The sequence below is a fragment of the Streptomyces sp. NPDC001220 genome (genome assembly GCF_053597895.1).
The window spans coordinates 1-22,364 of sequence record NZ_JBSFJE010000008.1; the positions used below are offsets into that span (position 1 = coordinate 1).

The following is a 22,364-nucleotide window of genomic DNA, read 5'->3' on the forward strand; positions in this document are numbered from 1 at the left end:
GCCATCGCGAGGCCGCTGCCGCGGCCCTCCGCCCGGGCCCGTTCACCCATCCTCGGATACAGCTCGCGCACCATCGCCCCGCACGACCCGGACGGCGTCACGATCGCCTCGTACTGCGCGAAGACATCGGAGAAATGCCGGGCCAGTGGTTCTGCCTGGTGGCGGTATCCGGTGTTGTAGTGGGCCTGTCCGCAGCAGGTCTGGGCCATCGGGAAGTCGACCTCGACGCCCAGTCTGGTCAGGAGTTTCACCATGGCACGGCCGGTGTCCGGATACAGCGTGTCGTTGACACAGGTCAGGAACAGGGCGACACGCATCACGGCTCCTCGCGGTCGATCATCGGATGAGTGCAGGGAGTCTCGTTGACACGGGCACAGGCCAGGGCGACAGGCACGGCGGTCATTCCTTGGTGGCGCCGGCCAGCATGCCGGCCACCAGGGTGCGCTGTGAGACGAGGAAGAGCGCGAGGACGGGCAGGATGGCAAGGATGATCGCCAGGGCCAGTTCCGGGATGGTGATGTTCAAGCCGGCGCCGGCGACCGGGTTGAACGACGGTGTGGACGTGAGCAGTTGGTTCAGGCCGACCTGGATCGGGAACTGCTCGCTGTTGGGCAGCACGAGGTAGGGCAGGAAGAAGTTGTTCCAGTTGCCGACGAAGCTGAAGAAGGCGACCAGTCCGACGACGGGTTTGGCCAAGGGCAGCGCGATGCGGGCGAACAGCTGCCACTCCGTGCATCCGTCGATGCGCGCCGCGGACAGGAGGTCCCTGGGCAAGCTGCTGCCGAAGTAGATGTAGACCAGGTACACGCCGAACGGATAGAACGAGAACGGCAGGATGACGGACCAGACCGTCCCGATCAGATGGAAGCGGTTGAGCTCCAGGAAGACGGGGAGCACCAGGGTGGCCTGCGGCATGATCATGGTGACGAGGGTGATCACCAGGAGCAGCTTGCGGCCGCGGAACTTCGTCAGGGCCAGCGCGTAGCCCGCGGGGACGCTGACGAGCAGCGTGAGGACGAGTGAACCGCCCGAGTAGATCGCGGAGTTGCGCAGCCAGGTGAACATGGCGCCGTCCTGGAAGGCGAACAGGTGCTTCCACGCCGCGCCGACCTGGTGGAAGGAACCGAAGGAGAGCGGGTTGTCCCGCACCACTTCACCGGCGGTCTTCGAGGGTGCGAGGAGCAGCCAGACCACCGGCAGGACGAAGAAGACCAGCAGCGCGGCCAGCAGGATGCCCACGACGACGTAGGACAGGGCACGGCCAGGCCGGACGAGACGGCCGGCGGTCGGTGAGGCGGAAGTGGGCAGCGTCATTTTTCATCCAACGTGAACAGGTTCGAGCGGGCTACCAGGAGACCGGCGGCAAGCAGTCCTACGACCAGGAGGCAGACCGAAATCGCGGCGGCGCCGTTGAAGTCGCCCTGCTGGAAGGCGTAGACGTAGGCCAGCTGGTTGGGCGACCAGGTCGGGCTCACACGGCCCAGGCTGGCGGTCTGCAGCAGTTGGGGTTCGACGAAGAGCTGGGTGCCCGTCGCGAACGCCATGATGGTCATGTAGACGATCCACTGCCGGATCATGGGGATCTGGATGTGCCAGGCGGTGCGCCAGGGTCCGGCGCCGTCCATCCGGGCGGCTTCGAGCACCTCGTCGGGGATGTTGTTGAGGGCTCCGTACATCACGACCATCCAGCCGCCCGCACCGGTCCAGAACGCGATCAGCATCAGGATGAGCGGCAGGTTGCCTGGTGCCAGCGCGGCGGCGAAGGTGTGCAAACCCATGCTCTCCAGCAGCCAGGACACCGGGCTGACGTCCGGATCGAGCATGAACAGCCAGACCAGGACACTGGCCACGCCGGCCAGCGCGCCGGGGAGGTAGTACAGGAAGCGCAGGAGCGCGGAGAGGCCGGGGCGGATCCGGCTGCGCAGCACCACGGCGACCAGGACGACCAGCACCACCAGGGTGACCAGCCACAGGAGCAGATAGACGAGCATGTGGCCGAAGGCCGGGAGGAAGCGGTAGTCCTTGGCGACTTTCACGAACTGGTTGAGGCCGGTGAACTGGCCGCGGTCGTTGGTGAAAGCCAGGTAGAAGGAGTAGCAGGTCGGGAAGACACCGAAGGCGAGCAGCAGCAGCGCGTATCCGGCGACGAAGAGGTATCCGGCCGTACTGCGGCGCCTCCGCCGCGGCGCGGTGCCGCGGCGGAGGGCGGAGACGGCGACGCGCTCGGTCTCCAGCAGGGTCACTTGGTGACCACCTTGTATCCCTGGGCCTTCGCCTCGTTGCCGATCTCCTGCTGCCAGGCGGGCAGGGTCGCGGTGAGACTCTTGCCGGCGGTGAGGGCGGGCAGGACGACGCTGGACCAGGCGGTGGAGTCGGAGAACCGGGTGTTGGACCAGCCGGTCCACACGGCGTCGGCGGCCTTCTGGAACGCGCCGCTGACGTCATTGGCGAAGTAGTCGCTGTTGGCCGGGTTGGCCAGCCAGGCCTGTGCCGCCTTCGTGTAGGCGGGGTAGGTGGGCGCCGAGGCCTGATTGGCGTCGGAGGTGGTCAGCCAGGTCACGAGGTCGGTGGAGCCCTTGAGGTTGGCGCTGTGCGAGGAGACCATCCACACGCCGCCGCCGACGTTGCCGGTGGCGACCGTCGACTCGCCCTGCCAGGTCAGCGGGGGCGCGGCGGCGATCTGCTTGGCGGGCGTCTTGAAGGCGGCCTTGAACAGGTACTGGCCGTACCAGGAGGGGCCGTAGGCCATGAGGACCTTGTCCCCGCTGTCCTTGGCGAAGCCCTGGCTGAAGAACCCCTTGGTGGTGACGGCCTTGGCGTCGATCAGGCCGTCCAGGAGCTTGGCCGTGCGGGTGCAGTTCGGGTCCTGGAGGTCGGTGCGCAGGGTGTCCGGCTGCACCAGGTCGAACGCCGGGCACTGGCCGGACCAGAAGTACGACTCGTGGGAGTTGGTGTCGCCGACCGAGCCGACGAGGTAGCCGGGGTGCTCCTTGGCCACTTTCTTGCCCAGGGCCTCGTACTGTTCCCACGTGGTGGGGACCTGGTAACCCCACTTGTCCATGAGGGACTTGTTGTACCAGAGGACGACCTGCGCGATGTCGTTGCGCAGGCAGTAGGTGTGGCCGTTGAACTGGCAGGGGGTCAGGGAGCCCTTGGCGAAGCCCTTCAGCGTGCTCTGCGGGACGAGCTTGTCGTCCAGCGGGGCGGCGAACGGCTGGGCGCCGGGCTTGGTGGCCTTCGAGGCCCAGGTGACATCGGTGGGTGAGCCGAAGACGACGTCGGGCCAGCCACCGCCGGTGCGGTCGAACAGCTGGATCTTGGACTGCAGGTAAGTCGAGCCGTCCGCTCCGCCGTCGTAGGTGACGATCTTCAGCTTCTCGTCCGGATGAGCCTTCTGGTAGGCCTGTACGGCCGGCAGCCGGGTGGAGTCGGCCCACACGGTGATCTCGGAGCCGTCCTTCTGCTTGACCGGCTTGAACGCGGCCTTGGAAGAGGAGGAGGACTGGGTGCTGGTGTCGGCGCTGGCGCAACCGGCCAGCACGGCCGCGGTGGCCAGAGAGATGGCTGCGGCCGCAGTACGGACGACCGCGCGGCGTCGGGCGCCTGTCGGAGATCCGGAAGACCTCATCGTCGTGCCTTTCTGTTCATGCTCGGTTCTCTACCGGCGGGATGAATCCCCGCGCGATTCGGGTGGTGCGCCGGATGGGGGGCGTCGGCAGTGGTCGCCATCGCGGTGAACGGCGATCACTGCCGGCTCAGCACGGTTGTTCGACGAAGGGCAGCAGTGCGTCGCCGTAGCCGAAGTCGAGGGGAAGGGCGATGCCCGGTCCGGTGGGAGCGTGGACCAGACCCTGGTCGTCCACATGGCGTTCGCGTACGACGTGCGCCGCGGTCACCAGGGACTCGTAGTAGGTGGTGTTGGAGATGGCCATGCACAGGTGGTGGTTGGGGATGTCCGAACCGTGCACCTCGGCCCGCAGCCGGTAGGCGTCGGCGAGGTGGGCGGTGCGCATGGCTCCGGTGATGCCGCCCCGCAGGTTGGTGCTGGCGCGGACGCCGAAGGTGGCGGCGCCGGCCCGGATGAAGTCGGCGGAGTTCATGTGGGCTCCGTCGGAGGTCTCGGCGACCAGCAGCGGGATGTCCACCGCTTCGGCGAGCCTCTGGTACGCGGTGATGCTGAACTCGCGCATCGGCTCCTCGTACCAGAGGTAGTCGGCCTCGGAGAGTGCCCGGCCCAGCCGGATCGCGTCGGGCAGGTCGAACCCCGCGGATCCGTCGTACATGAGGGGGATGTCGGGGCCTACGTGGTCGCGCAGCGCGAGGCAGAGCGCCGCGTCACGGCGGGCGTCGCCCCAGGCGTGCAGCTTGATACCGCGGTAGCCCAGTGCCAGGCACTGGTCGGCCACGTCGAGGAACTCCTCGGTGGAGGAGAAGGTGGAGGTGGAGGCATAGGCCGGGATGGCCTCGCGGAACCCGCCGAGGAGGCGCCAGACCGGCTGTCCGTGGTAGCGGCCGGCCAGGTCCCACAGGGCGGTGTCGATGAGACCGAGGGTGGGGAGCGGGAGTTCGTGGATGCGGTCCAGTTCCCACACGCGGTGCCACAGCCACTCCCGCTGGAGGGGGTCGGCGCCGAGCAGCTCTTCCCGGAAGACCCGGTCGACGAGTTCGGTGAGGGTGGTGAAGGCTCCCGGGCGGGCGAACACCGCCACGCCCTCGGCGCCTTCGTCGGTGCCGATGTGCAGGACCGCGCCGTCGCCGACCTCGGGGCTTCCGCTCAGGCCGTCGCGCCACCGGAAGGGTGGGCTGGCCGCCGGAACGTCGATCCGGTGTACTTCGACATGGGTGATCTTCATTCTGGCTTTCGTCTCTGTGTGGGAGGAGCCGGCCGGGTGCCGGCGGCGCGGTGGCCGCCGGACGCCCGCCGTGCGGGTGGCTCAGAAGCCGCCGTAGGCCTGGAGCTCGTAGATGCTGCCGCCGTTCCAGCTGGAACCGGTGACCGTCAGGCGCAGGTAGCGTGCGGTGACCGGGTGTTCGGCGAAGGCGTAGTTGGTCGCCGAGGTGGTGTTGTCCGCCGTGTGGTCGTCGAACAGGGACCAGTTCTCGCCGTCGGTGGAGTACTCCAGGCGGTACTTGTAGCCGCTGGACTTCTCGAAGGTGACCGCCACGCTGGAGACGTCGGTGGCGTCGCCGAGATCGACCTGGATCCAGGACGGGTCCGGCAGGCCGAGGCCCTGGGCCCAGCGCGTCGACAGGTCGCCGTCGAAGGCGTTGGCGGGCGCGTACCCGTCCGACTCGGAGGACGCGGTGGCGGGCTTGTGCAGGGCGAGGTCGTTGTCGGTGGGTGTGGTCACGGTGGCCGCGGGGCTCGGGTCTGACGCGTTCAGCGCGGCGTCACGCGCGACGACCGTGAAGGCGTACTGCGTGTGGGCCGTCAGGCCGGTGACCCGCAGGGTGGTGTCGTCGGTGACGGCGATGCGCTTGCCGTCCTGGTAGACGGCGTAGCTGGTCACGGCCGTGTCGTCCGTGGCGGCCGACCAGCTGAGGTCCAGGGCGCCGGGCGCCAGCGGCCGGATCTCGGGCTGCCCGGGTCGCGAGGGAGCGGTGTGGTCCGAGCTGGGAGCGGCCGGGCTGCCGTAGACCTGGAAGTCGAAGATGCTGCCGCCGTTGCCGCTGGATCCGGTCACGGTGAGCCGTACGTAGCGGCCGGTGACAGGGGTGCCGGTGTGGTCGTAGTTGGTCTGGGCCGTGGTGTTGGCGCCGGTGCGGTCGGTGAGGGTCTTCCAGTGGACCTCGTCCGGTGACACCTCGATGCGGTACTTGTAGCCGCCTGCCTTCTCGAAGGTGGTGATCGCACCGTCGACGTCGTAGGAGCCGCCGAGGTCGACCTGGATCCAGGACGGGTCGGGCAGGCCGAGGCCCTGGGCCCAGCGGGTCGACAGGTCTCCGTCCACCGCCTTCTCAGGATGGTTGTCCTCGGAGTCGGAGGAGGCGGTGACCGGCTTCTTCAGTGCCAGGTCCTGGCCGGCGGGCATGGTGAGCTTCAGCGTGCCGCTCGGTGCCGACTCGTTGCCGGCCGCGTCGCGGGCGGTGACCTTGAAGGTGTACGTCTTTCCGGCGGTCAGGCCGGGAATGCGCACGGCGGGGGTGGCGGAGGCGTTGACGAGCTTGCCGTCCTGGAACACCGAGTAGCCGGTGACCGCGGTGTCGTCGGTGGCGGCGGGCCAGCTGAGGTCGGCCACGGTCGGGAAGTCGGTGACGGCGGTCGGGGTGCCGGGGACGGTGGGAGCCCGGTGGTCGGTCACGGCGGGATCGGGGTCGAGATGGCGGTAGGGCTTCTGCAGGCCGGCGTTGTCCACGATCGAGGCGGGCAGCTGGTCGCATGCCCCCACCGTGATGTTGCCGTTGACGGTGTCGTTCTTGCTGAGGTACTGGACGCTGAAGGCGGGGTTGGTCGTGTAGTTGCCGGTGGCCCGGTTGTCCTCGGCGTGGTTCATGAGCAGCCACTGGAAGGCGATGTCGCAGAAGGCGTTGCCGGTGTTCGTCCAGTGGCGGCTGCCCTCGTCGTGGTAGACGGCACCGTAGGCGGGGGCCGGCACGCCGTGGATGTAGTTGCCGGAGACGCGGCCGCCGGGGTTGTCGCTCAGGGTGTAGATCGCTCCGCCGTCGGCCTGCGACTTCATGATGTCGCTGATCTCGTTGTCGCTGACGACGTTGTCACGGCTGATGGTCGCGGTGTCGGAGACCGGGACGCCGGCGTTGCCGAGGTAGGCGGAGTTGCCGCCCTGGTCGGTCAGGCCCCAGCCCCAGCCGACGGAGATGCCGCTGTAGGGCAGGTCGTGGACCTTGTTGTGGGTGATCACCGTGGAGTCGGTGTAGCCGGCCAGGATGCCCAGCGACCCGTTGTACTGGTCGGCGACCTCGGTGACGACGTTGTTGTCGACGCGGGTGTCCCGGGTGATGTCACGGGGGTCGTCGGGGTGGGCGTCGCCCCAGGTGACTCCGCCGATCTGGATGCCGGTCGCGGCGATCTGGCGGAACACGTTGCCGGTGATCGTGGTGTGCTGGGTGCCGGTGTTCAGGTTCAGGCCGACGGCACCGAGGTGCGTGAAGGTGTTGCCGGTGAACTCGATGCCCTGCCCGTGGCTGACGTTGACCGCTCCGGGGGTCTTCTTCCAGTTCAGGCGCGTGGAGTCGAAGGTCGGGTTGTCGTCGCCGACCATCCGGAAGCCGGCCTGGCCCTCGATGAGCCCGTCGGCCGAACTCGGCTCGAGCCAGGTGGAGTAGGAGAAGGTGATGCCCTGGAGGGACACGTTCGCCACGGGGTGGTCACGGGTGCCGTTCAGGTCCACCAGGTCCTGGACCACGGGCACGGTGACGTCCGCGGTCTTCATGTCCTCACCCTGCGCGGGCATGTAGTAGATCTCGCCGGCGCTCTTGTCGAGGTACCACTCCCCCGGGCTGTCCAGCAGTTCCCGGGCGTTCTCCAGCCAGGTCGGGTTCTGGATCTCCTGACCCTGCTGGAGGTTGGCGTTGTGCCAGCACGGCTGCCGCATCGTCATCGTGGTGCCGGAGATCGACTCCACGGGGCAGCGCATGAGCTTCCAGCCCCAGGAGCTGACCACTTCGAGGTCCGCGGGGTGTTTGTAGGCGCTGATGGCGCTGTCGGTGAAGGTGTAGCCGGTGGAGGTCTTGCTGAAGCCCGAGGGGTTCTTTCCGCTGCGCGCCCGGGTTCTCAGCTCGCCGTTGACGTAGAGCTGGCGGGTGTCGAGGCCGGTCAGTTTCGCCTTGTAGACCGTGCCGTCGGCGTCGGCCTTGGTCCAGCCGGTGACCTGCTTGCCGCCGCTGACCACCGGGTGCGCACCGGGCGCGGCCTCGTAGACGATCCGCTGCCCGTCCCGGCCGGAGTCCTGGGCGGTGAGGGCGAAGGTACGGCTGAGCCGGTACGTGCCGGACAGCAGCCGGACGTGGATGTCGCCGTCGACCTTGCTCTTGGTGTCGCGCACGTAGTCCCGTGCGTGTTCCAGGGTCTTGAAGGGGTGGTCGGCACTGCCCCGGCCGGTGTCCTTGCCGGTCGGGGAGACGTAGACGGTGAGCCCGGACGCTTTCGGGGCCGCCTGGGCCGGGGCGACGGCCAGGGGGGCCATCGCCAGGGCGACGGGCAGGGCGGCTATGAGGGTTCTCGGCAGGGGCACGGCTCTACCCCTGCGTGCAGACAGAAGAGACACGGAGATCCAATCGCCTGGTGAATGGAACACGGGAAGCAGGTCGTCCGCCCTGTTACCGGTACGCCGGTCTGCACGTGCCCGTGCCGGTCGGCGCGGGCACGTCACCGGGCTAGGACGCCGACGTCTGCGGGGGCGCCGCAGCGGGCCCGGGGCCGCTGTCCACCGACGGCCACGCGGGTGCCCCGGGGGCGGGGCGGTCGTCGAGGTTGAACAGCCGGTCGCGGATCTTCCGCTCGAACTGGCTCTGAGTGGTGGCGATGTGCTCCACCATCAGCTGCTCGGCGAGTTCGGCCTCCCCCGCGGAGACCGCCTCGGCGATGGCGAGGTGCTGGCGCGCGGCGACCTCCAGGGAGCCGGGGGCGTCGCCGTGGAAGAGCAGCACGTCGGACTGGCCTGCAAGACGCCGGACACCGGCGACGCTCGACCGGAGGAACACGTTGTGCGAGGCGGCGCCGACCGCGTCGTGGAATGCCTCGTCGGCGCGGGCGAAAGCGTGCACCTCGTGCCGTCCGGCGGCTTCCAGCGAGGCCTGCGCACTGTCCTTGATGGCACGGACTTCGATGGGGGTGGCGAGGGTGGCGGCCCTGCGGGCCGTCTCCGACTCGATCACCGATCGGTAGTCCAGGAGCATCAGGACGTCTTCCATGCTCGTCGGCCGGAACTGGGACATCTGGTCGTCGACCAGTCCCCCGGTCCCCTCGGCCACGAAGATGCCGGCCCCCCGCCGCACGCTCAGCCTGCCGATGGCCGCCAGGACCTTCACGGCCTCGCGGGTGACGTTGCGGGTCGCGCCCAGGATCTCGGCGAGGCCCTTCTCGGTGGGGAGCCGGTCACCGGGACGCAGCCCCTGTTCGGAGATGTAGTTCAACAGTTGCTCGGCCACCAGCTCGTACCCGGGTCGGTAGGGATGTGACGCATCGTCATCCCCCTTGCCCGGGGCGCGTGACGGATCGGGCACGATGCACTCCTTCTCGCTCATCAAATGAATCTGGTTCATCGGCGAGGCCACTATGACATCGGTGTTACGTGATGGGTAGATGTTGACGAAGATCAGTTTCAAATCCGACTTAACGTGTCGGAGTCAGTGGTCAGAGAAGGTTTGTGAGCCCTCTGTTGCGCCAGAGCGATCTCATCCTTATGGTCCTGAGCGTCAGATGAAGCAGATCCATCGCACACTGCAAGGTGTCGGTAACCCGACTCTGTGGTCGTGCCGCAGGAGCGTCCGGCGTGTGCCGGCGTCCACGCCCGGGGCCGGACGACCTCGCACTGCACCTGACAGCCGAAGTTCGAAGGCACTTTTGCGGGAGAGTTCTGTGAGACTGGCGCGGCACGGCTCGGCAGGAGCCGAGACACCCCTGATATCCGGACCGGACGGCGCGTGGCCCGATCTGCGCCCTGTCGTCGACGACCAGTGGGACACGGGCAAGAACTGCGAGACCTTCAACCCACTGGGACCCTGGCTGCTCACCGCCGACGAAGTGCCCGACCCCCAGGCCCTGGGCCTGCGGCTCTCGGCCAACGACGAGGTCCGCCAGAACGGCAGTACCTCCGACATGGTCTTCGGCGTCTTCGAACTGATCCGCTGTCTCAGCCACTTCATGGTCCTGCGCCCCGGTGACGTGATCAACACCGGCACGCCGGCCGGCGTCGCTCTCGGGCTGGCCGGCGCTCCCTACCTGCGGACGGGTGATGTCGTGGACGTGGAGATCGACGGACTGGCCGCCAGCGACAGACATTCGAGGAGGCCTGACATGAGCGGGTTCAACGGGCTTCGTGCCCTGGTCACCGGCGGCGCTTCCGGCATCGGGCTGGCCACCGCCCGGCTGCTCGCCTCCCAGGGAGCACGCGTCGCGATCCTGGACCTGACGCAGGCATCCCCCGACGGGTTCGCCGCGTGCCTGCAGGCCGACGTCGGTGACGACACCTCCGTCACAGCTGCCGTGAGCAGCGCGGTCGACGCCCTCGGCGGCCTGGACATCCTGGTCAACAACGCCGGGATCGGCGCCCAGGGCGGCATCGCGGACAACTCCGACGACGAGTGGCACCGGGTCTGGGACATCAATGTCGTCGGGCTCGTGCGGGTGACCCGCGCCGCGCTGCCCGCGCTGCGGTCCTCCGCGCACGGTGCGATCGTCAACATCTCCTCCATCGCCGCGACGGCAGGCCTGCCCCAGCGGGCGCTGTACTCGGCCACCAAGGGCGCGGTGCTGTCGCTGACCCGCGCCATGGCGGCGGATCTGCTCCCCGAGGGCATCAGGGTCAACGCCGTCTGCCCCGGCACCGCCGACACGCCGTGGGTGGCACGCCTTCTGGAGCGGGCTCCGGACCCGGCGGCCGAATACGCGGCGCTCGCGGCCCGGCAACCGCACGGCCGGCTCGTCTCCGCGGACGAAGTCGCCGCAGCCGTGGCCTACCTGGCTTCCGCCGCGGCCGGATCCACCACCGGGACCAGCCTGGCCGTGGACGGCGGCATGGACGGCCTGCGGCTGCGAAAGGAGGCGTGAGCGATGGAACGCCACGCCGCCGTGGTCAGGCTGCGCCCGGAGAAGGAGGCCGAGTACCGGGCCCTGCATGCCGCGGCATGGCCCGGCGTCCTGGCGGCGCTCAAGCGGGCCAACATCGGCAACTACTCGATTTTCCTGCGCGACGGACTGCTGTTCAGCTACCTCGAATACACCGGCGACGACTACGCCGCCGACACCGCCGCGATCGCCGCCGACCCGACCTCACAACGGTGGTGGGCACTGACCGACCCGTGCCAGCAGCCGCTGGACACCGCCACCGACGGCCGGCTGTGGGCAAGCGGCGAGGAACTCTTTCACCTCGACTGACCCCGCGCCCCCGCGTGACGCCGCACCACTGTCCAGCCCGCCTCTTCTCTCACCTGGAACGGACCATGCGCATCGACGCCCATCACCACCTGTGGGACCTGCGGGTCCGTGACCAGCCCTGGACCCACGGCCTGCCCGAACTGCACCGCAGCTTCAGTCCGTTCCAGCTGCGGCCGCTGCTCGAGCACAACGCCATCGACACGGCCGTCGTCGTACAGACCATGGCCGACGCCGAGGAGACACCGGAGCTGCTCGCGCTGACCACCAAAGACACGCATGTGAAGGCCGTGGTCGGATGGACGGACCTGACCGATCCGGCGGTCACCGACCGCCTCTCCGAGCTGCGCGACGCCCGGGGCGGGGCGGCGCTCGTGGGAATCCGCCACGGTATCCAGGACGAACCGGTGTCCGACTGGACGTCCCGCCGCGACGTCCGCCGTGGCCTTCGGGCTGTCGCCGCGGCCGGACTCTCCTACGACCTGCTGGTGCGACCCGACCAACTCCCCGACGCGGTCAGGACCGTACGCGAGCTGCCCGACGTGCGCTTCATCCTCGACCACGCCGGCAATCCCGTGATCAGCGAGGCGGGCCTGGACGCCTGGACCGCCGAGATGAAGGACCTGGCCGCGAGCCCCAACGTCGCCGTGAAACTGTCCGGTCTCGTGACCCGGACGCCTTCCGGAGACGACGCGGTTCGTGCGCTGCGCTCCTTCACGGACGTGCTCTGGTCGACCTTCGGGCCGAGTCGCGTCATGTTCGGATCGGACTGGCCGGTCTGCCTCCTGGCAGCCCACTACGACGACGTCCTCGCCGTGGCCGAAATCCTGTGCGAGGGCCTGAGCGACGCAGAACGCGAAGCCGTCTTCGGCACCACCGCCGCGCACTGGTACGGAATCCCGGCATGAACGTCACGCGGCTGAGCCGCACGAAGGTGCACGTCAGCGCCCTGGGCTTCGGTGCCGCTCCGCTCGGCAACCTCTACAGCGCCATCAGCGACGATGAGGCTCGGGCCACGGTCGACGCCGCCTGGGACGCCGGACTGCGCTACTACGACACCGCTCCCCACTACGGCCTGGGGCTGTCGGAACGGCGCCTTGGCGCGGCACTCGCCGACCGGCCGCGGGAGGACTTCGCCGTCTCCACCAAGGTCGGACGGCTTCTGGAACCTCACCCCGCACCTACCGGGTCCGACCTGGCCGCGGGCGGCTTCGCCGTACCGGACACCCTGATCCGTCGCCCCGACTACTCCCGCACGGGCGTGCTGCGGAGTCTGGAAGCCAGCCTGGACCGCCTGGGGCTGGACCGGGTCGACATCGTCTACGTCCACGACCCGGACGACCACCTGGACGCTGCCGTCGGTGAGGCCGTACCTGCGCTGCTGGATCTGCGTGACCAGGGAGTCATCGGCGCGGTGGGCGTGGGTGCGAACACCGTGGGCCCGCTCCTGCGGACCGTCACCGAGACGGACATCGACACTGTCATGGTGGCCGGGCGGTGGACCCTGCTCGACCGCACCGCCCGGCCGCTGCTCGACGCCTGCGCTGCGCGAGGACTGTCCGTCGTCGCTGCGGCGCCCTTCAACTCCGGTCTCCTGAGCCGCCCCGACCCGGCCGCCGACGCCACCTTCGACTACGGTCCTGTTCCCGCGGCCGTGCTGCACGGCGTCCGTGGTCTCGTCGAGGTGTGCGCCCGACACCGAACGGTCCTCCCCCACGCCGCCGTGCGTTTCCCCCTGCGCAGTCCCGAGGTGGCCTGCGTGGTGGCAGGTTTCCGCTCCGGCGACGAAGTGCGAGCGGCCGCCCGATGGGCCGCGGTCGACCTGACCGAAGAGGCATGGGCCGACTTGGACAGCGCCGTTGAGACGATATGAGGTGTCCCAGCCGGGGATGAAACGGTGTGGTCCGATGGCCTGAGAAAGTTCGAGGACCGGAGTATGCGGCCATGAAGCACTCGCCGTCCCGCGCACCACGCCCGTGGTTCATCCGGGCCGGGTCGAGAACGTAGGCGGGTCGCCGCCGGCCTCCTCAACGCCCTCGCTCCCAGGGTGGCACCAGGTGCTGTACACCACACGGATCCCTCGCTGGCCTGCAGTGTTGTGCACAGCACGGCGGCCGGCACCCCGACCGCCTTCCGCGTCAGGTCGGCCACGCGACGCCCGCAAGTTAACGTCAACACGTCCCGAGCTTCAGCGATCTCTAAGCTTGCAAGCTTCTACGCACCCACCACCTCGGATAAACCGCCAGTTCAGAGGTGGGTAAGCGAGAGATGTCTGCACCGGACAGAAGAGTGGACGCCTTCTGACGCCCGTTGTTATCGTTAACTTGAAACAGGAAGACCCCCCGTGAGGAGTAGATGTGCCGTCGCCGTCTCGTTCGTACGATGCCAACCCCAGCTACGAGCCCGTAGAGGGGCAGGTAGTCGCGGGCTGGCCGACTGCTGTCGCCGGACTGCCCGCCGGTCCGCTCGTGCTGTCGGTGGACGGTCCTGCCGCTCTGGACTGGGACTCGGTGGCCGAAGGCCTGTCGGCGGCCGTCCGCTCCGCAGGGCGGGAGGTGCGGTTGGTGGATGTGCGTCACCACTACGCACCGGCGGCCGCCGACCGCATCGCCGCCCGGCCCGTCCCTGCTGACGACTCCTTCTTCACCCCCTTGTCCGAGGCACAGGTCTGCGACCTCTTCGGCGTCGTCCCCCGGGCCGAGAGGCTCCCGGACGAGGGCATCGTGGTGATGTTCGGTCCGGGCGCGGGGCTGTGCGAGCCGGACGTGCTGTGGTACGCGGACCTGCCGAAGCGATACGCCGAGGCCGCCGTGGCGCACGGGCAACTGCCGGTGGGCACGAACCTGGCCCGTCTCGGTGAACCCTCGGATCTGGTACGGCTGTTCTACACCGACTGGCCCGTGCTGGACCGACACCGGGACGCACACGCGACACGGGTCGACCGGTGGATCGACACGCAGGACGCGTCAGCCCCCGCCTCACTGGACGGCACCGCCCTGCGCAGCACCCTGGAACACCTGGTGCGCGGGCCCGTACGCACCCGCCCGTACTTCAACTCCACGCCATGGGGTGGCCAATGGGCGGCGAGCGAACTCGGCTTCACCCCGCAGGCCGGCAACACCGCCCTCGGCTACGAACTGATCGCCCCCGAGGCGGGAGTCCTCATCGGCGACAAGGGCGGGCCACAGGTCGAGGTCCCGTTCCAGCTGCTCTGCGTCCTGCATCCGGAGGCCATGCTCGGCGAAGAGGTCCACCGCACCTTCGGCACCTCCTTCCCGATCCGGTTCGACTACCTCGACACCGTCGGGGGCGGCAACCTCTCCCTGCACTGCCACCCTCAGGAGCAGTACATGCGGGAGGTCTTCGGCTGGCCCTACACCCAGCACGAGACGTACTACGTCACCGCGAGCGAGCCCGGCGCCCAGGTCCTCCTCGGGCTCACCGAGCACGCGGATCCCGCAGTCATGCGCCGCCAGGTTCAGGACGCCATCGCGCACGGCACCCCCATGCCCGTCGAGGACCACGTCCAGACCCATCCGGCCACCGTCGGCCAGCTGTTCATGATCCCCGCGGGCACCCCGCACGCCTCCGGCGCAGGCAATCTGGTGCTGGAGGTGAGCGCGACGCCCTACCTGTACTCCCTGCGCTTCTACGACTGGCTCCGCAAGGACGCCGCCGGCGCCTCCCGGCCCCTCCCTTACGAACACGGCTTCGCCAACCTCGACACCACTCGACGCGGAGAGGACGTGACGAAGGACCTGATCCAGCAGCCGCGCATCCTGCGTGCCGGCGAGGGCTGGCGCGAGGAGGTCATCGGCGCGCTGCCGGAGATGTTCTACGCGGTGCACCGCTTGGTCCTGGCCCCGGAAACCGGCATCGCCGACGACACCGCCGGCCGCTTCCACATCCTCAACGTCGCCGCGGGCCAGGGAGTCGTCATCGAGACGCGCGACGCGGGCAGCCACTTCCTGGCCTTCGCGGAGACCATCACGGTGCCCGCCGCAGCCGGCCCGTACCGCATCAGCCCGGTGGGCAGCGACGAGGTGCACATCGTCAAGGCCCTGGTGGTCGCGCCGTGACCAGCGCTCTCGTCCAGCGGGCCGGTGCGCTGATCCCCGTACTCGACATCGGCGGAACACATGTCACCGCCGCCTTGGTCGATCCCGCGACCAGCCGCCCCGTTCCGTCCTCGGTGCTGCGCAGGCCCCTCGACTCCGACGCCGCGGCCGACAGCATCCTCGACACCGTCGCCCTGGCCGCCCTGGAACTGCCCGCCGGACACCGGCCCTGCTGGGGCGTCGCCATACCAGGCCCCTTCGACTACGACACCGGCGTGGGCCGCTTCACGGGCATCGGGAAGTTCGAGGCCCTGTCCGGTGTCGATGTCGGGGCCGGATTGCGCCGGCGGTTGGGCCACCGGGCCGAACGGCTGCGCTTCCTCAACGACGCCGATGCCTTCGCGATCGGCGAATATCACGCGGGGTCCGCGGCAGGGCATGAGCGCGTGGTGTGCCTGACGCTGGGCACCGGTGTGGGCTCCTCGTTCCTGCGGAGCGGCCTGCCTGTGCACGATGACGCGCAGGTGCCTCCCGACGGTCACGTGCACCGGCTGACCATGCGCGACCGGCCGCTGGAGGATCTCGTCTCACGCCGTGCCATCCGCGCCCGCTACACCGGTCTTGGGAATCTCGCGGAGGATCGAGACCCGCCGGACGTCCATGAGATCGCCGCGCTGGCGAAAGGGGGCAACCCGGCAGCTGCGGAGGCTTTCCGCTACGCTTTCGCCAGCCTTGGCGAGGTACTGGCCCCGTGGATCGTCCGCTTCGCGGCCACCGCGGTGGTGGTCGGTGGTTCCATGGCTCAGTCGTGGGACCTGATCCACCCTCCGCTCTCCGCCGGACTCGTCCGGACCGGTGGGATCCCCGTGCGGGTGTTGCCGGCCAGGCAGCTGGCGGAGGCACCGCTGATCGGAGCCGCCCACTGGGCACACGACACAGCCAGTACGGCGCCTTGAGGGCCGGCCAGGTCCGGGAGCCGCCACAGTGGACGCAGGAAGGGGAACGGGCATGAGCGCTCGCCGCGGCGGCGGGGCGACCATGCAGGACGTCGGGAAACTCGCGCAGGTCAGCGCGATGACGGTCTCGCGGGTGCTCAAGAACGACCCCCGGGTCTCCGAAGCCACCCGCGAACGCGTCTTCGCGGCGGTGGACCGTCTCGGCTACCGCCTCAACGAGACCGCGCGCAGCCTGCGGCTCGGCGGCAGCGGCATGATCGGCCTCGTCGTCACCAACCTCGCCAACCCCTTCTATTCACGTCTCGCGCTCGGGGTCCAGGAAGTCCTCACCGAACACGGCTTCCGGATGCTGCTGAGCAACACCGGCGAACAAGCCGAGCTCGAACCCGGTCTCGTCAACGGTCTGGTCGATCACCGGGTCGAAGGCCTGATCGTCGTCCCCGCCGGCAGTCGGCAGCAGCACCTGGCCGATGCCATGCGCCATGTCCCCGTCGTCCTCGCCGCGCGGCCACCTGCCGGACTCGACACCGACTGTGTGCTGGTCGAGGACTTTCACGGCGCCCGCGAGGCCACCACCTGTCTCCTGGCGGAAGGTCACACCCGCATCGCCTTCCTCGGCAATCCGCCGGCGCTCTACACAGGGGCCGAACGGCTGCGCGGGTTCTGGGCGGCACACGAGGAAGCCTCGGTTCAGCCCGACAGCGCCCTCGTACGGCAGGGCCTCGTCGACGCCGCTACAGCCGAGCAGGCGACCCTCGAACTCCTCGACCTCCCCGACGGCCCCACAGCGCTGTTCTGCACGAACAACCGCATCAGCCAGGGCGCGATCAGAGCCCTCCACAAGGCCGGTACCCAGCTCCCCCTGGCAGGCTTCGACGACTTCGACCTCGCCGACGTCCTCGGCCTCCCGCTGACACTCGTCTCGTACGACGCCGACGAGATCGGCCGTCAAGCGGCACTCCTCCTCATCGACCGCCTCGGCCGGCAGGACACCGAGACCCCCGCGTCCCGACGCATCACTGTCCCGACCCGCCTGCTGCGCTACGGCCCGCACCCTGGCGCTCGCCCAGGCAGGAGGCCGTCGCAGGACTCCTGACGACCTCGTGCCCGGTTGGCCGTGGCACGTCGATGACGAGCTTGAGGTACGCGCGGAGCGGCGGGTCGACCGACCCAGGGCTCAGGGCAGGTTCACCAGGGGAGGTTCCCGGACCGGTCGATGAACTGTCCCGTCGGCCCGTCCGGGCCGATCGTCGCGAGGGTCACGATGGACTCCGCGCCGTCGGCGACGCTGTGTCCGAGGCCGCCGGTGAAGTCGGTCGCGGTCTGCCCGGGGTCTGCGGCGTTGACCTTCACGTCCTTCAGTTCCTTGGCGTACTGCGTCGTGAGCATCGTGACCGCGGCCTTCGAGGCGCAGTAGAGGGGCAGGGCATACCGCGACTCGATCCGCGCCGGGTCCTGGGTCATGCCGAAGGAGCCCATCCCGCTGGACACGTTGACGATGACGGGGTTCGGCGACGTGCGCAGCAGCGGGAGGAAGGCGTGCGTGACGCGCACGATCCCGACGACGTTCACGTCGAGTACGGCGCTCACGTCGGCCGCGGTGTACTCCTCGACGGGGCCGACCTTGCCGAGGACGCCGGCGTTGTTGACCAGGACGTCGATCGTTCCCTCATGCGCGGCGACATCCGCGGCCGCGGCCTGGACCGAGGCGTCGTCGGTCACGTCGATCTGAACGAACCGGGCGCCGAGCGACTCGGCGGCGGCCCGACCGCGCTCACGGTGGCGGGCACCGAGGAGGACGGTGTGCCCCGCCTCGACGAGGCGACGAGCGGTTTCAAAACCGAGGGACTTGTTGGCCCCGGTGATGAAGGTGGTGGTCATGCTGACTCCTCCTGGTCCGAACAGCACGGTCGTGCGCTGTTCACGCACTCCATGCTGGGTCCACGGGAGGGTTGGCGGGAGCTACGAAACTTCCTGGTACAGCGCGTACCACCCAGCAGCCTGGTCCATCGGTCGAGGCGGAACGCGGGCTTTCATTTCTGCGGAGACATCCTCTGGACCCCAAGGGCCGCGAGGAATTCGAGTTTGCTACGGGCGTCGGTGCCTGGCTGCGGCGTGTACACCACGAGGCGGAGGTTCGTGTCCTGGGTGTTGAGGATGTCGGAGTTCATGGCGATGTCTCCGACATCCGGGTGCTGGACGAGTTTGCGCGCACTCTGGTGACCGCCCACCGCTCGGCGGCTCCACAACTCGCGGAACCGTGTGCTGAGGTTCAGCCTCGACACCAACGCCGCGAGGTCGGGATCGTCGGGGTACCGGCTCGTCGTCGCGCGCAGGTCGGCGACGAGGGACTCCTCGAACGCCGCCCGCTCGGCCGCCGTCTGCCGGACCCGGGGCAGCTCACCCAGGAACTGCCGGACCAGGACGTTGCGGTCTCCCACACCGTGGACCGTGGGATCGCCGAACGTGGCCGCGAACAGCGGATTCCAGTGCAGCAACTGCCAGGTGGCGTCGTAGATCGCCAACGGGTTGCCGGCGAGCTGGTCCACGATCCGGTACAGGCTCTCTGGGATCATGCGCGGAACCCGGGTCGGGTCCGCTGCATGACCGGCCATGCGCAAAAGGTGAGCGTGCTCGTCGTCGGACAGGTGCAGGGCGCGAGCCAGGGCCGAGCAGACCTGTGCCGAGGGTGTCGCCACCCGTCCCTGCTCCAGCCGGACCACGTACTCGACCGAGATGCCGGCCAGCGCCGCCAGCTCCGCGCGTCGCAGACCCGGGACCCGACGGGGTGAGCCATGGGCGAAGCCCACTGTCGCGGGATCCAGCCGGTCCCGCCACGCCCGCAGCGCGGCACCGAGTTGATCCATGCGCACCATCCTCCCCCACACCCTGCCCCGCTGGGTGGTACGCGCTGTACCACGAAGCCCCGTGGCTCCCGCCGACGCTTCCCGGGGCTCAGTGTCGAGTCCTGAACGGCGCACACCGATGCTGTTCGGAGTCAGGAGGAGCAAGCGTGACCACCACGTCGAACCACTACGTCAGAGTGGTGTCGGAAGCCCGTGCCTGCCTGCCTGCATCCGGTCGCGTCAGGACGACGCCTCCACCAGTCCTCCACCAGTTCAGCGAGCCGCCTCACAGCCCGTCCGAGGCGCCGGCCCGGAGCCCTGCGGGGCGGCGCAAGCAGCGGCAGGTCACCGCGCCGCCCATGGTGCGGGAGCAGCTGATCGGACACCCACGTCACGACATCGGAAAGTGCCGGTTCGCAGGTCACAGGTGACGTGCAGGCCACGAGCACCCTCATGGATGAGGATCCTTGGACATGGCTCTGGCCGGAGTTTTGTGAACAGCCGGGTCAGCAGTGCGGGGATACCGAGGATCCAGCCTCACTGCGGGGTTCGCTACCCAGCAGCCACGACCTGGCCGGCCGTGATCTGAGGAGGGTTGGGAAGCAGCGATGCGAGGCTTTCCCGTACGAAGTCCACCGCCCTCTTGACCGACTCGTCGGCCCCGGCCTGGTCTTCATAGATGCTGGTAGAGACCATCACCCCGCCCCCGGCATCAATCCAGTAGTAGGCCACGAAGCCGGGGACCTGACGGAGGATGGGGACGAATCCCTCGTCCACCCGGCGTCCCGCCTCGGCAGGATCCGTCACTCCTTCATACCGCCGAACCACTGCGTACATGGCTGATCTCCTCGCGTATCCCAAGGCCACCTTGCTCGAAAGGGCGTACCCCGCAGCGGGTGTCTCCCGTTCATGGCACGCCCGGAAGACGCTCGGATAGGCGCATGGTTCATCCGCACGTGAAAGGCCATGGACGGTGGGCTCGGAGTTCCACATCAGGTCTCGTGCCTCACCGCCGGCACCAAACGTCTCAGACGGTCAGACCAGCGCTGGTCATCCAGATGTGTTCACAGGTCGCGGATGCCTCTTGGAGTTTCTCGCGGGACTCTTGCGAAGCGTGGTAGAAGGTCCGCTCGATCATCCAGCACAGGGCGCGTGCCATGGCTGACGCTTGTTCCGGTGCGGAGCCGGCCTGGATGCCGGCTCGCTCCAGGACCGCGGTGATGGCCGTGATGAACAGGTCGGCTGTGTGGTTCCACAGCTCGCCGATCTCCGGGACGGTCAACGACAGGTCGATGGCCGTGCGCATGACCAGGCCGTGCTCGTTCCACAGCTCGACGGTGCGCTGCATGGCTGCGGTGATGGCGGGGCGCGGCTCGTCCGTCTGCGCGGTTGCCCGGGACCGTTCCCATAGGTGCTCGACGGTCCGGGCCACGAGTGCCGCGACGACTTCTTGCTTGGAGCCGAAGTAGAAGTACAGGGCACCGCGTGTGATGCCGGCGCCCTGGGCGATGTCGCCGACGGTCATGGCGTCGTAGCCCTTTTGCGCCAGCAGGGCCTCGCAGGTGTCGAGGATGGCCCGCTCCCGGACATCGCCCTTGCGTTCGGTGGGGCGACGGCTCCGCGCAGGGTGGTGGCCGGACATCAGAGCTGAGCACCCTCGGCGAAGTCGGTCGTACGGGAGAGCGTCTCCCATGCGCGGATGTCCTCGTCAACGGCCCTGCGCGCGGCGCTGACCAGTCGCAACGCGTCCGAGCCCAGGACGAGGTGGGCCGGCGGCTGCTCGACCGACGTGATGTGCACGACTGCTTCCCCGGCCTTGGCCGGATTGCCCAGCTGGTTCCCGCTGGCCTTCTGCCGCGCCTCGCGGATGGGGGTGAACAGCTCGTCGTAGTCGTCGATGGTCTGCGCGGCGCGAGTCATGGACCGTCCGGCCCAGTCGGTGCGGAAGGAGCCGGGCTCGATCGCCGTCACGTGGATCCCGAACTGTGCGACCTCCTTGCCCAGCGCCTCCAGGACGCCTTCCAGGGCGAACTTGCTGCCGCAGTAGGCGGACATGCCGGGCACGGCCATGAGCCCGCCCATGGAGGTGACGGCCATCAGGTGTCCGCGGCGGCGCCGACGCATGTGGGGCAGTGCCGCCTGCAGGGTGGCCACTGCCCCGAATACGTTGACCTCGAACTGCCGCCGCACCTCGGCCAGCGGGGTTTCCTCGAAGGTGCCCTCCAGGCCATAGCCGGCGTTGGCGATGACGACGTCCAGGGGGCCGACGCTCTGCTCCACTTCCGTGACCACGCTGGAGACGACGTCGCCGTCGGTCACGTCCAGGATGCGTCCGTGAGCGTGTCCGGGTTTGAGGTCTTCGAAGGCTCGCAGATCCGTCTCTGTGCGGGTGGTGCCGACGACGGTGTGCCCGGCGGCCAGGGCGGCTTGGGCGAAGGCACGTCCAAGGCCTGTGCTGACGCCGGTGATGAGCCAGTTCCGCTTCTCCACTGCTCCTCCAGGAGGGTCTCGCGGGGACCTGGGGTGCCCCCTCATCAGAAAGTCTACACAGCGTCGATTTTTATCGCCGCCGTGTTGATTCTTCCGCGCTTCGCGGCGCGACCAGAGCGCTTCCGGCCCCTCACCGATGTCGGGGCCAGCCGACACCTCTCGCTGTGCGCACTGGCTGGTGGGCTGCGCCGCTGTCCCGCGACGTCACTCCGGCATCCACGGTCCGCATTCGGAGGACCTGGCCCGGCATGGGTTCGGCCGGCGGAGACGGACTGATCGGCATCAGGTGACTGTTCGGCCCCGGGATGATTCCCACGTGTCTGGTGTGGTCACAGGGCGGCCTCGGTCGGTAGGCAATGGCCTTGCTGCGACGGTCACGCCCAGCGATGCTGGGCCGATGCCGGGACAGCGCAAGAGGAGACGTCAGCACCAGGACCAGATGCGGCGGACTGCTGACCGCTTCGCGCCGGAGGCAGGCCGCTGGGAAGTGCTTTTCGAGACCCAGGATGAGCCGGAGTGGCGCGAGCACATTCGGCACCTCCGGGCATCGGACACGCAGATCGACTGGTCCGCAGCGCGGATGGACACGTTCTGCGGACGCCTGCTGCAGCCGACTACGTACCGGCTGAGCCTCTTCGTGCGGGACAGAGTGTCTGATCCGGGCAAGGGCTCCTCTGACAATTGATCTTGTGGCCGACCGGGGTGGGTTGACGGATACGGCGCGGTCGCGAATAAAGTCTTGCTGCCGCAGGTGGACGGGCGCGGCCGTCCGTGGCGTGATCATCGTCAGGTGGTCAACGGTGTGCTGTGGCGGCTGCGGACCGGGGCTCCGTGGCGTGATCTGCCTGAGCGGTACGGGCCCTGGCAGACCGGTCGACGGCCGGGGCCTGCCCTTGCCGATCGGGCTCACGCCCGGCCACTCCAACGACGCCATCACGTTCGCCCAAGTCCTGGAAGGCAT

The 22,364-nt window shown here is 68.9% G+C and carries 20 protein-coding genes and 2 pseudogenes; 10 read left to right on the plus strand and 12 right to left on the minus strand.

Annotation, left to right across the window (positions count from 1 at the left end):
- From ACWDGI_RS20020 to ACWDGI_RS20050, 7 genes are all read right to left on the minus strand, one after another.
- On the minus strand, positions 1–317 hold a 317-nt coding region (locus ACWDGI_RS20020; RefSeq protein ID WP_450760751.1), incomplete at its 3' end, for a heterodisulfide reductase-related iron-sulfur binding cluster.
- Between the two features lie 82 nt (positions 318–399).
- Complete coding sequence (locus tag ACWDGI_RS20025; protein WP_450760753.1) at positions 400–1,314, minus strand: carbohydrate ABC transporter permease; 915 nt, start codon at positions 1,312–1,314, stop codon at positions 400–402.
- Complete coding sequence (locus tag ACWDGI_RS20030) at positions 1,311–2,243, minus strand: carbohydrate ABC transporter permease (RefSeq protein WP_450760755.1); 933 nt, start codon at positions 2,241–2,243, stop codon at positions 1,311–1,313. The genes ACWDGI_RS20025 and ACWDGI_RS20030 overlap by 4 nt, the downstream gene beginning before the upstream one ends.
- Positions 2,240–3,628 (minus strand): ABC transporter substrate-binding protein, encoded by a 1,389-nt coding sequence (locus ACWDGI_RS20035; protein WP_450760757.1) that lies wholly within the window; start codon positions 3,626–3,628, stop codon positions 2,240–2,242. The genes ACWDGI_RS20030 and ACWDGI_RS20035 overlap by 4 nt, the downstream gene beginning before the upstream one ends.
- Before the next feature lie 127 nt (positions 3,629–3,755).
- Entirely contained in the window at positions 3,756–4,853 is a 1,098-nt protein-coding gene (locus tag ACWDGI_RS20040; RefSeq protein ID WP_450760759.1) for an enolase C-terminal domain-like protein, read from the minus strand.
- A gap of 81 nt (positions 4,854–4,934) precedes the next feature.
- Complete coding sequence (locus tag ACWDGI_RS20045; protein ID WP_450761354.1) at positions 4,935–8,144, minus strand: discoidin domain-containing protein; 3,210 nt, start codon at positions 8,142–8,144, stop codon at positions 4,935–4,937.
- Positions 8,145–8,334: 190 nt separating this feature from the next.
- Positions 8,335–9,204: a FadR/GntR family transcriptional regulator gene (locus ACWDGI_RS20050; protein WP_450760761.1), complete on the minus strand. Its 870-nt coding sequence runs from the start codon at positions 9,202–9,204 to the stop codon at positions 8,335–8,337.
- 175 nt (positions 9,205–9,379) lie between these two features.
- Between ACWDGI_RS20050 and ACWDGI_RS20055 the strand changes: the two are divergent.
- From ACWDGI_RS20055 to ACWDGI_RS20090, 8 genes and pseudogenes are all read left to right on the plus strand, one after another.
- Positions 9,380–9,934 (plus strand): annotated as a pseudogene (locus tag ACWDGI_RS20055) (fumarylacetoacetate hydrolase family protein); the annotation flags it as partial.
- 42 nt (positions 9,935–9,976) lie between these two features.
- Complete coding sequence (locus ACWDGI_RS20060) at positions 9,977–10,729, plus strand: SDR family NAD(P)-dependent oxidoreductase (protein ID WP_450761355.1); 753 nt, start codon at positions 9,977–9,979, stop codon at positions 10,727–10,729.
- A gap of 3 nt (positions 10,730–10,732) precedes the next feature.
- Complete coding sequence (locus tag ACWDGI_RS20065) at positions 10,733–11,056, plus strand: L-rhamnose mutarotase (protein WP_450760763.1); 324 nt, start codon at positions 10,733–10,735, stop codon at positions 11,054–11,056.
- Between the two features lie 65 nt (positions 11,057–11,121).
- The gene (locus ACWDGI_RS20070; protein ID WP_450760765.1) at positions 11,122–11,961 is read left to right on the plus strand and encodes an amidohydrolase family protein; all 840 of its coding nucleotides are present in this window, start codon (positions 11,122–11,124) and stop codon (positions 11,959–11,961) included.
- Positions 11,958–12,926 (plus strand): aldo/keto reductase, encoded by a 969-nt coding sequence (locus ACWDGI_RS20075; RefSeq protein ID WP_450760767.1) that lies wholly within the window; start codon positions 11,958–11,960, stop codon positions 12,924–12,926. The genes ACWDGI_RS20070 and ACWDGI_RS20075 overlap by 4 nt, the downstream gene beginning before the upstream one ends.
- A gap of 484 nt (positions 12,927–13,410) precedes the next feature.
- Positions 13,411–15,132, plus strand: a complete 1,722-nt coding sequence (locus ACWDGI_RS20080) for a class I mannose-6-phosphate isomerase (RefSeq protein ID WP_450760769.1) — start codon at positions 13,411–13,413, stop codon at positions 15,130–15,132.
- Positions 15,129–16,067 carry an ROK family protein gene (locus ACWDGI_RS20085; RefSeq protein WP_450760771.1) on the plus strand — a complete coding sequence of 313 codons (939 nt, stop codon included), beginning with the start codon at positions 15,129–15,131 and terminating at the stop codon, positions 16,065–16,067. Before ACWDGI_RS20080 ends, ACWDGI_RS20085 begins: the two co-directional genes overlap by 4 nt.
- A gap of 52 nt (positions 16,068–16,119) precedes the next feature.
- Complete coding sequence (locus ACWDGI_RS20090; RefSeq protein ID WP_450760773.1) at positions 16,120–17,163, plus strand: LacI family DNA-binding transcriptional regulator; 1,044 nt, start codon at positions 16,120–16,122, stop codon at positions 17,161–17,163.
- 92 nt (positions 17,164–17,255) lie between these two features.
- Here the strand turns inward: ACWDGI_RS20090 and ACWDGI_RS20095 are convergent, their stop codons facing one another.
- The 5 genes from ACWDGI_RS20095 to ACWDGI_RS20115 form a co-directional block, all read right to left on the minus strand.
- Positions 17,256–17,948, minus strand: coding sequence for an SDR family NAD(P)-dependent oxidoreductase (locus ACWDGI_RS20095; protein WP_450760775.1), 693 nt, complete (start codon positions 17,946–17,948; stop codon positions 17,256–17,258).
- Between the two features lie 152 nt (positions 17,949–18,100).
- On the minus strand, positions 18,101–18,934 hold the full coding sequence (locus tag ACWDGI_RS20100) for a helix-turn-helix domain-containing protein (RefSeq protein ID WP_450760777.1): 834 nt from the start codon (positions 18,932–18,934) through the stop codon (positions 18,101–18,103).
- Between the two features lie 531 nt (positions 18,935–19,465).
- Positions 19,466–19,750 carry a hypothetical protein gene (locus ACWDGI_RS20105; protein WP_450760779.1) on the minus strand — a complete coding sequence of 95 codons (285 nt, stop codon included), beginning with the start codon at positions 19,748–19,750 and terminating at the stop codon, positions 19,466–19,468.
- A gap of 190 nt (positions 19,751–19,940) precedes the next feature.
- On the minus strand, positions 19,941–20,555 hold the full coding sequence (locus ACWDGI_RS20110) for a TetR/AcrR family transcriptional regulator (RefSeq protein ID WP_450760781.1): 615 nt from the start codon (positions 20,553–20,555) through the stop codon (positions 19,941–19,943).
- Positions 20,555–21,403 (minus strand): oxidoreductase, encoded by an 849-nt coding sequence (locus ACWDGI_RS20115; protein ID WP_450760782.1) that lies wholly within the window; start codon positions 21,401–21,403, stop codon positions 20,555–20,557. The genes ACWDGI_RS20110 and ACWDGI_RS20115 overlap by 1 nt, the downstream gene beginning before the upstream one ends.
- A 397-nt stretch (positions 21,404–21,800) precedes the next feature.
- On the opposite strand from ACWDGI_RS20115, the gene ACWDGI_RS20120 reads away from it, so the two are divergent.
- Entirely contained in the window at positions 21,801–22,088 is a 288-nt protein-coding gene (locus ACWDGI_RS20120; RefSeq protein WP_450760784.1) for a hypothetical protein, read from the plus strand.
- Between the two features lie 22 nt (positions 22,089–22,110).
- A pseudogene (locus ACWDGI_RS20125) lies at positions 22,111–22,274 on the plus strand (transposase); the annotation flags it as partial.
- Positions 22,275–22,364 lie beyond the last annotated feature (90 nt).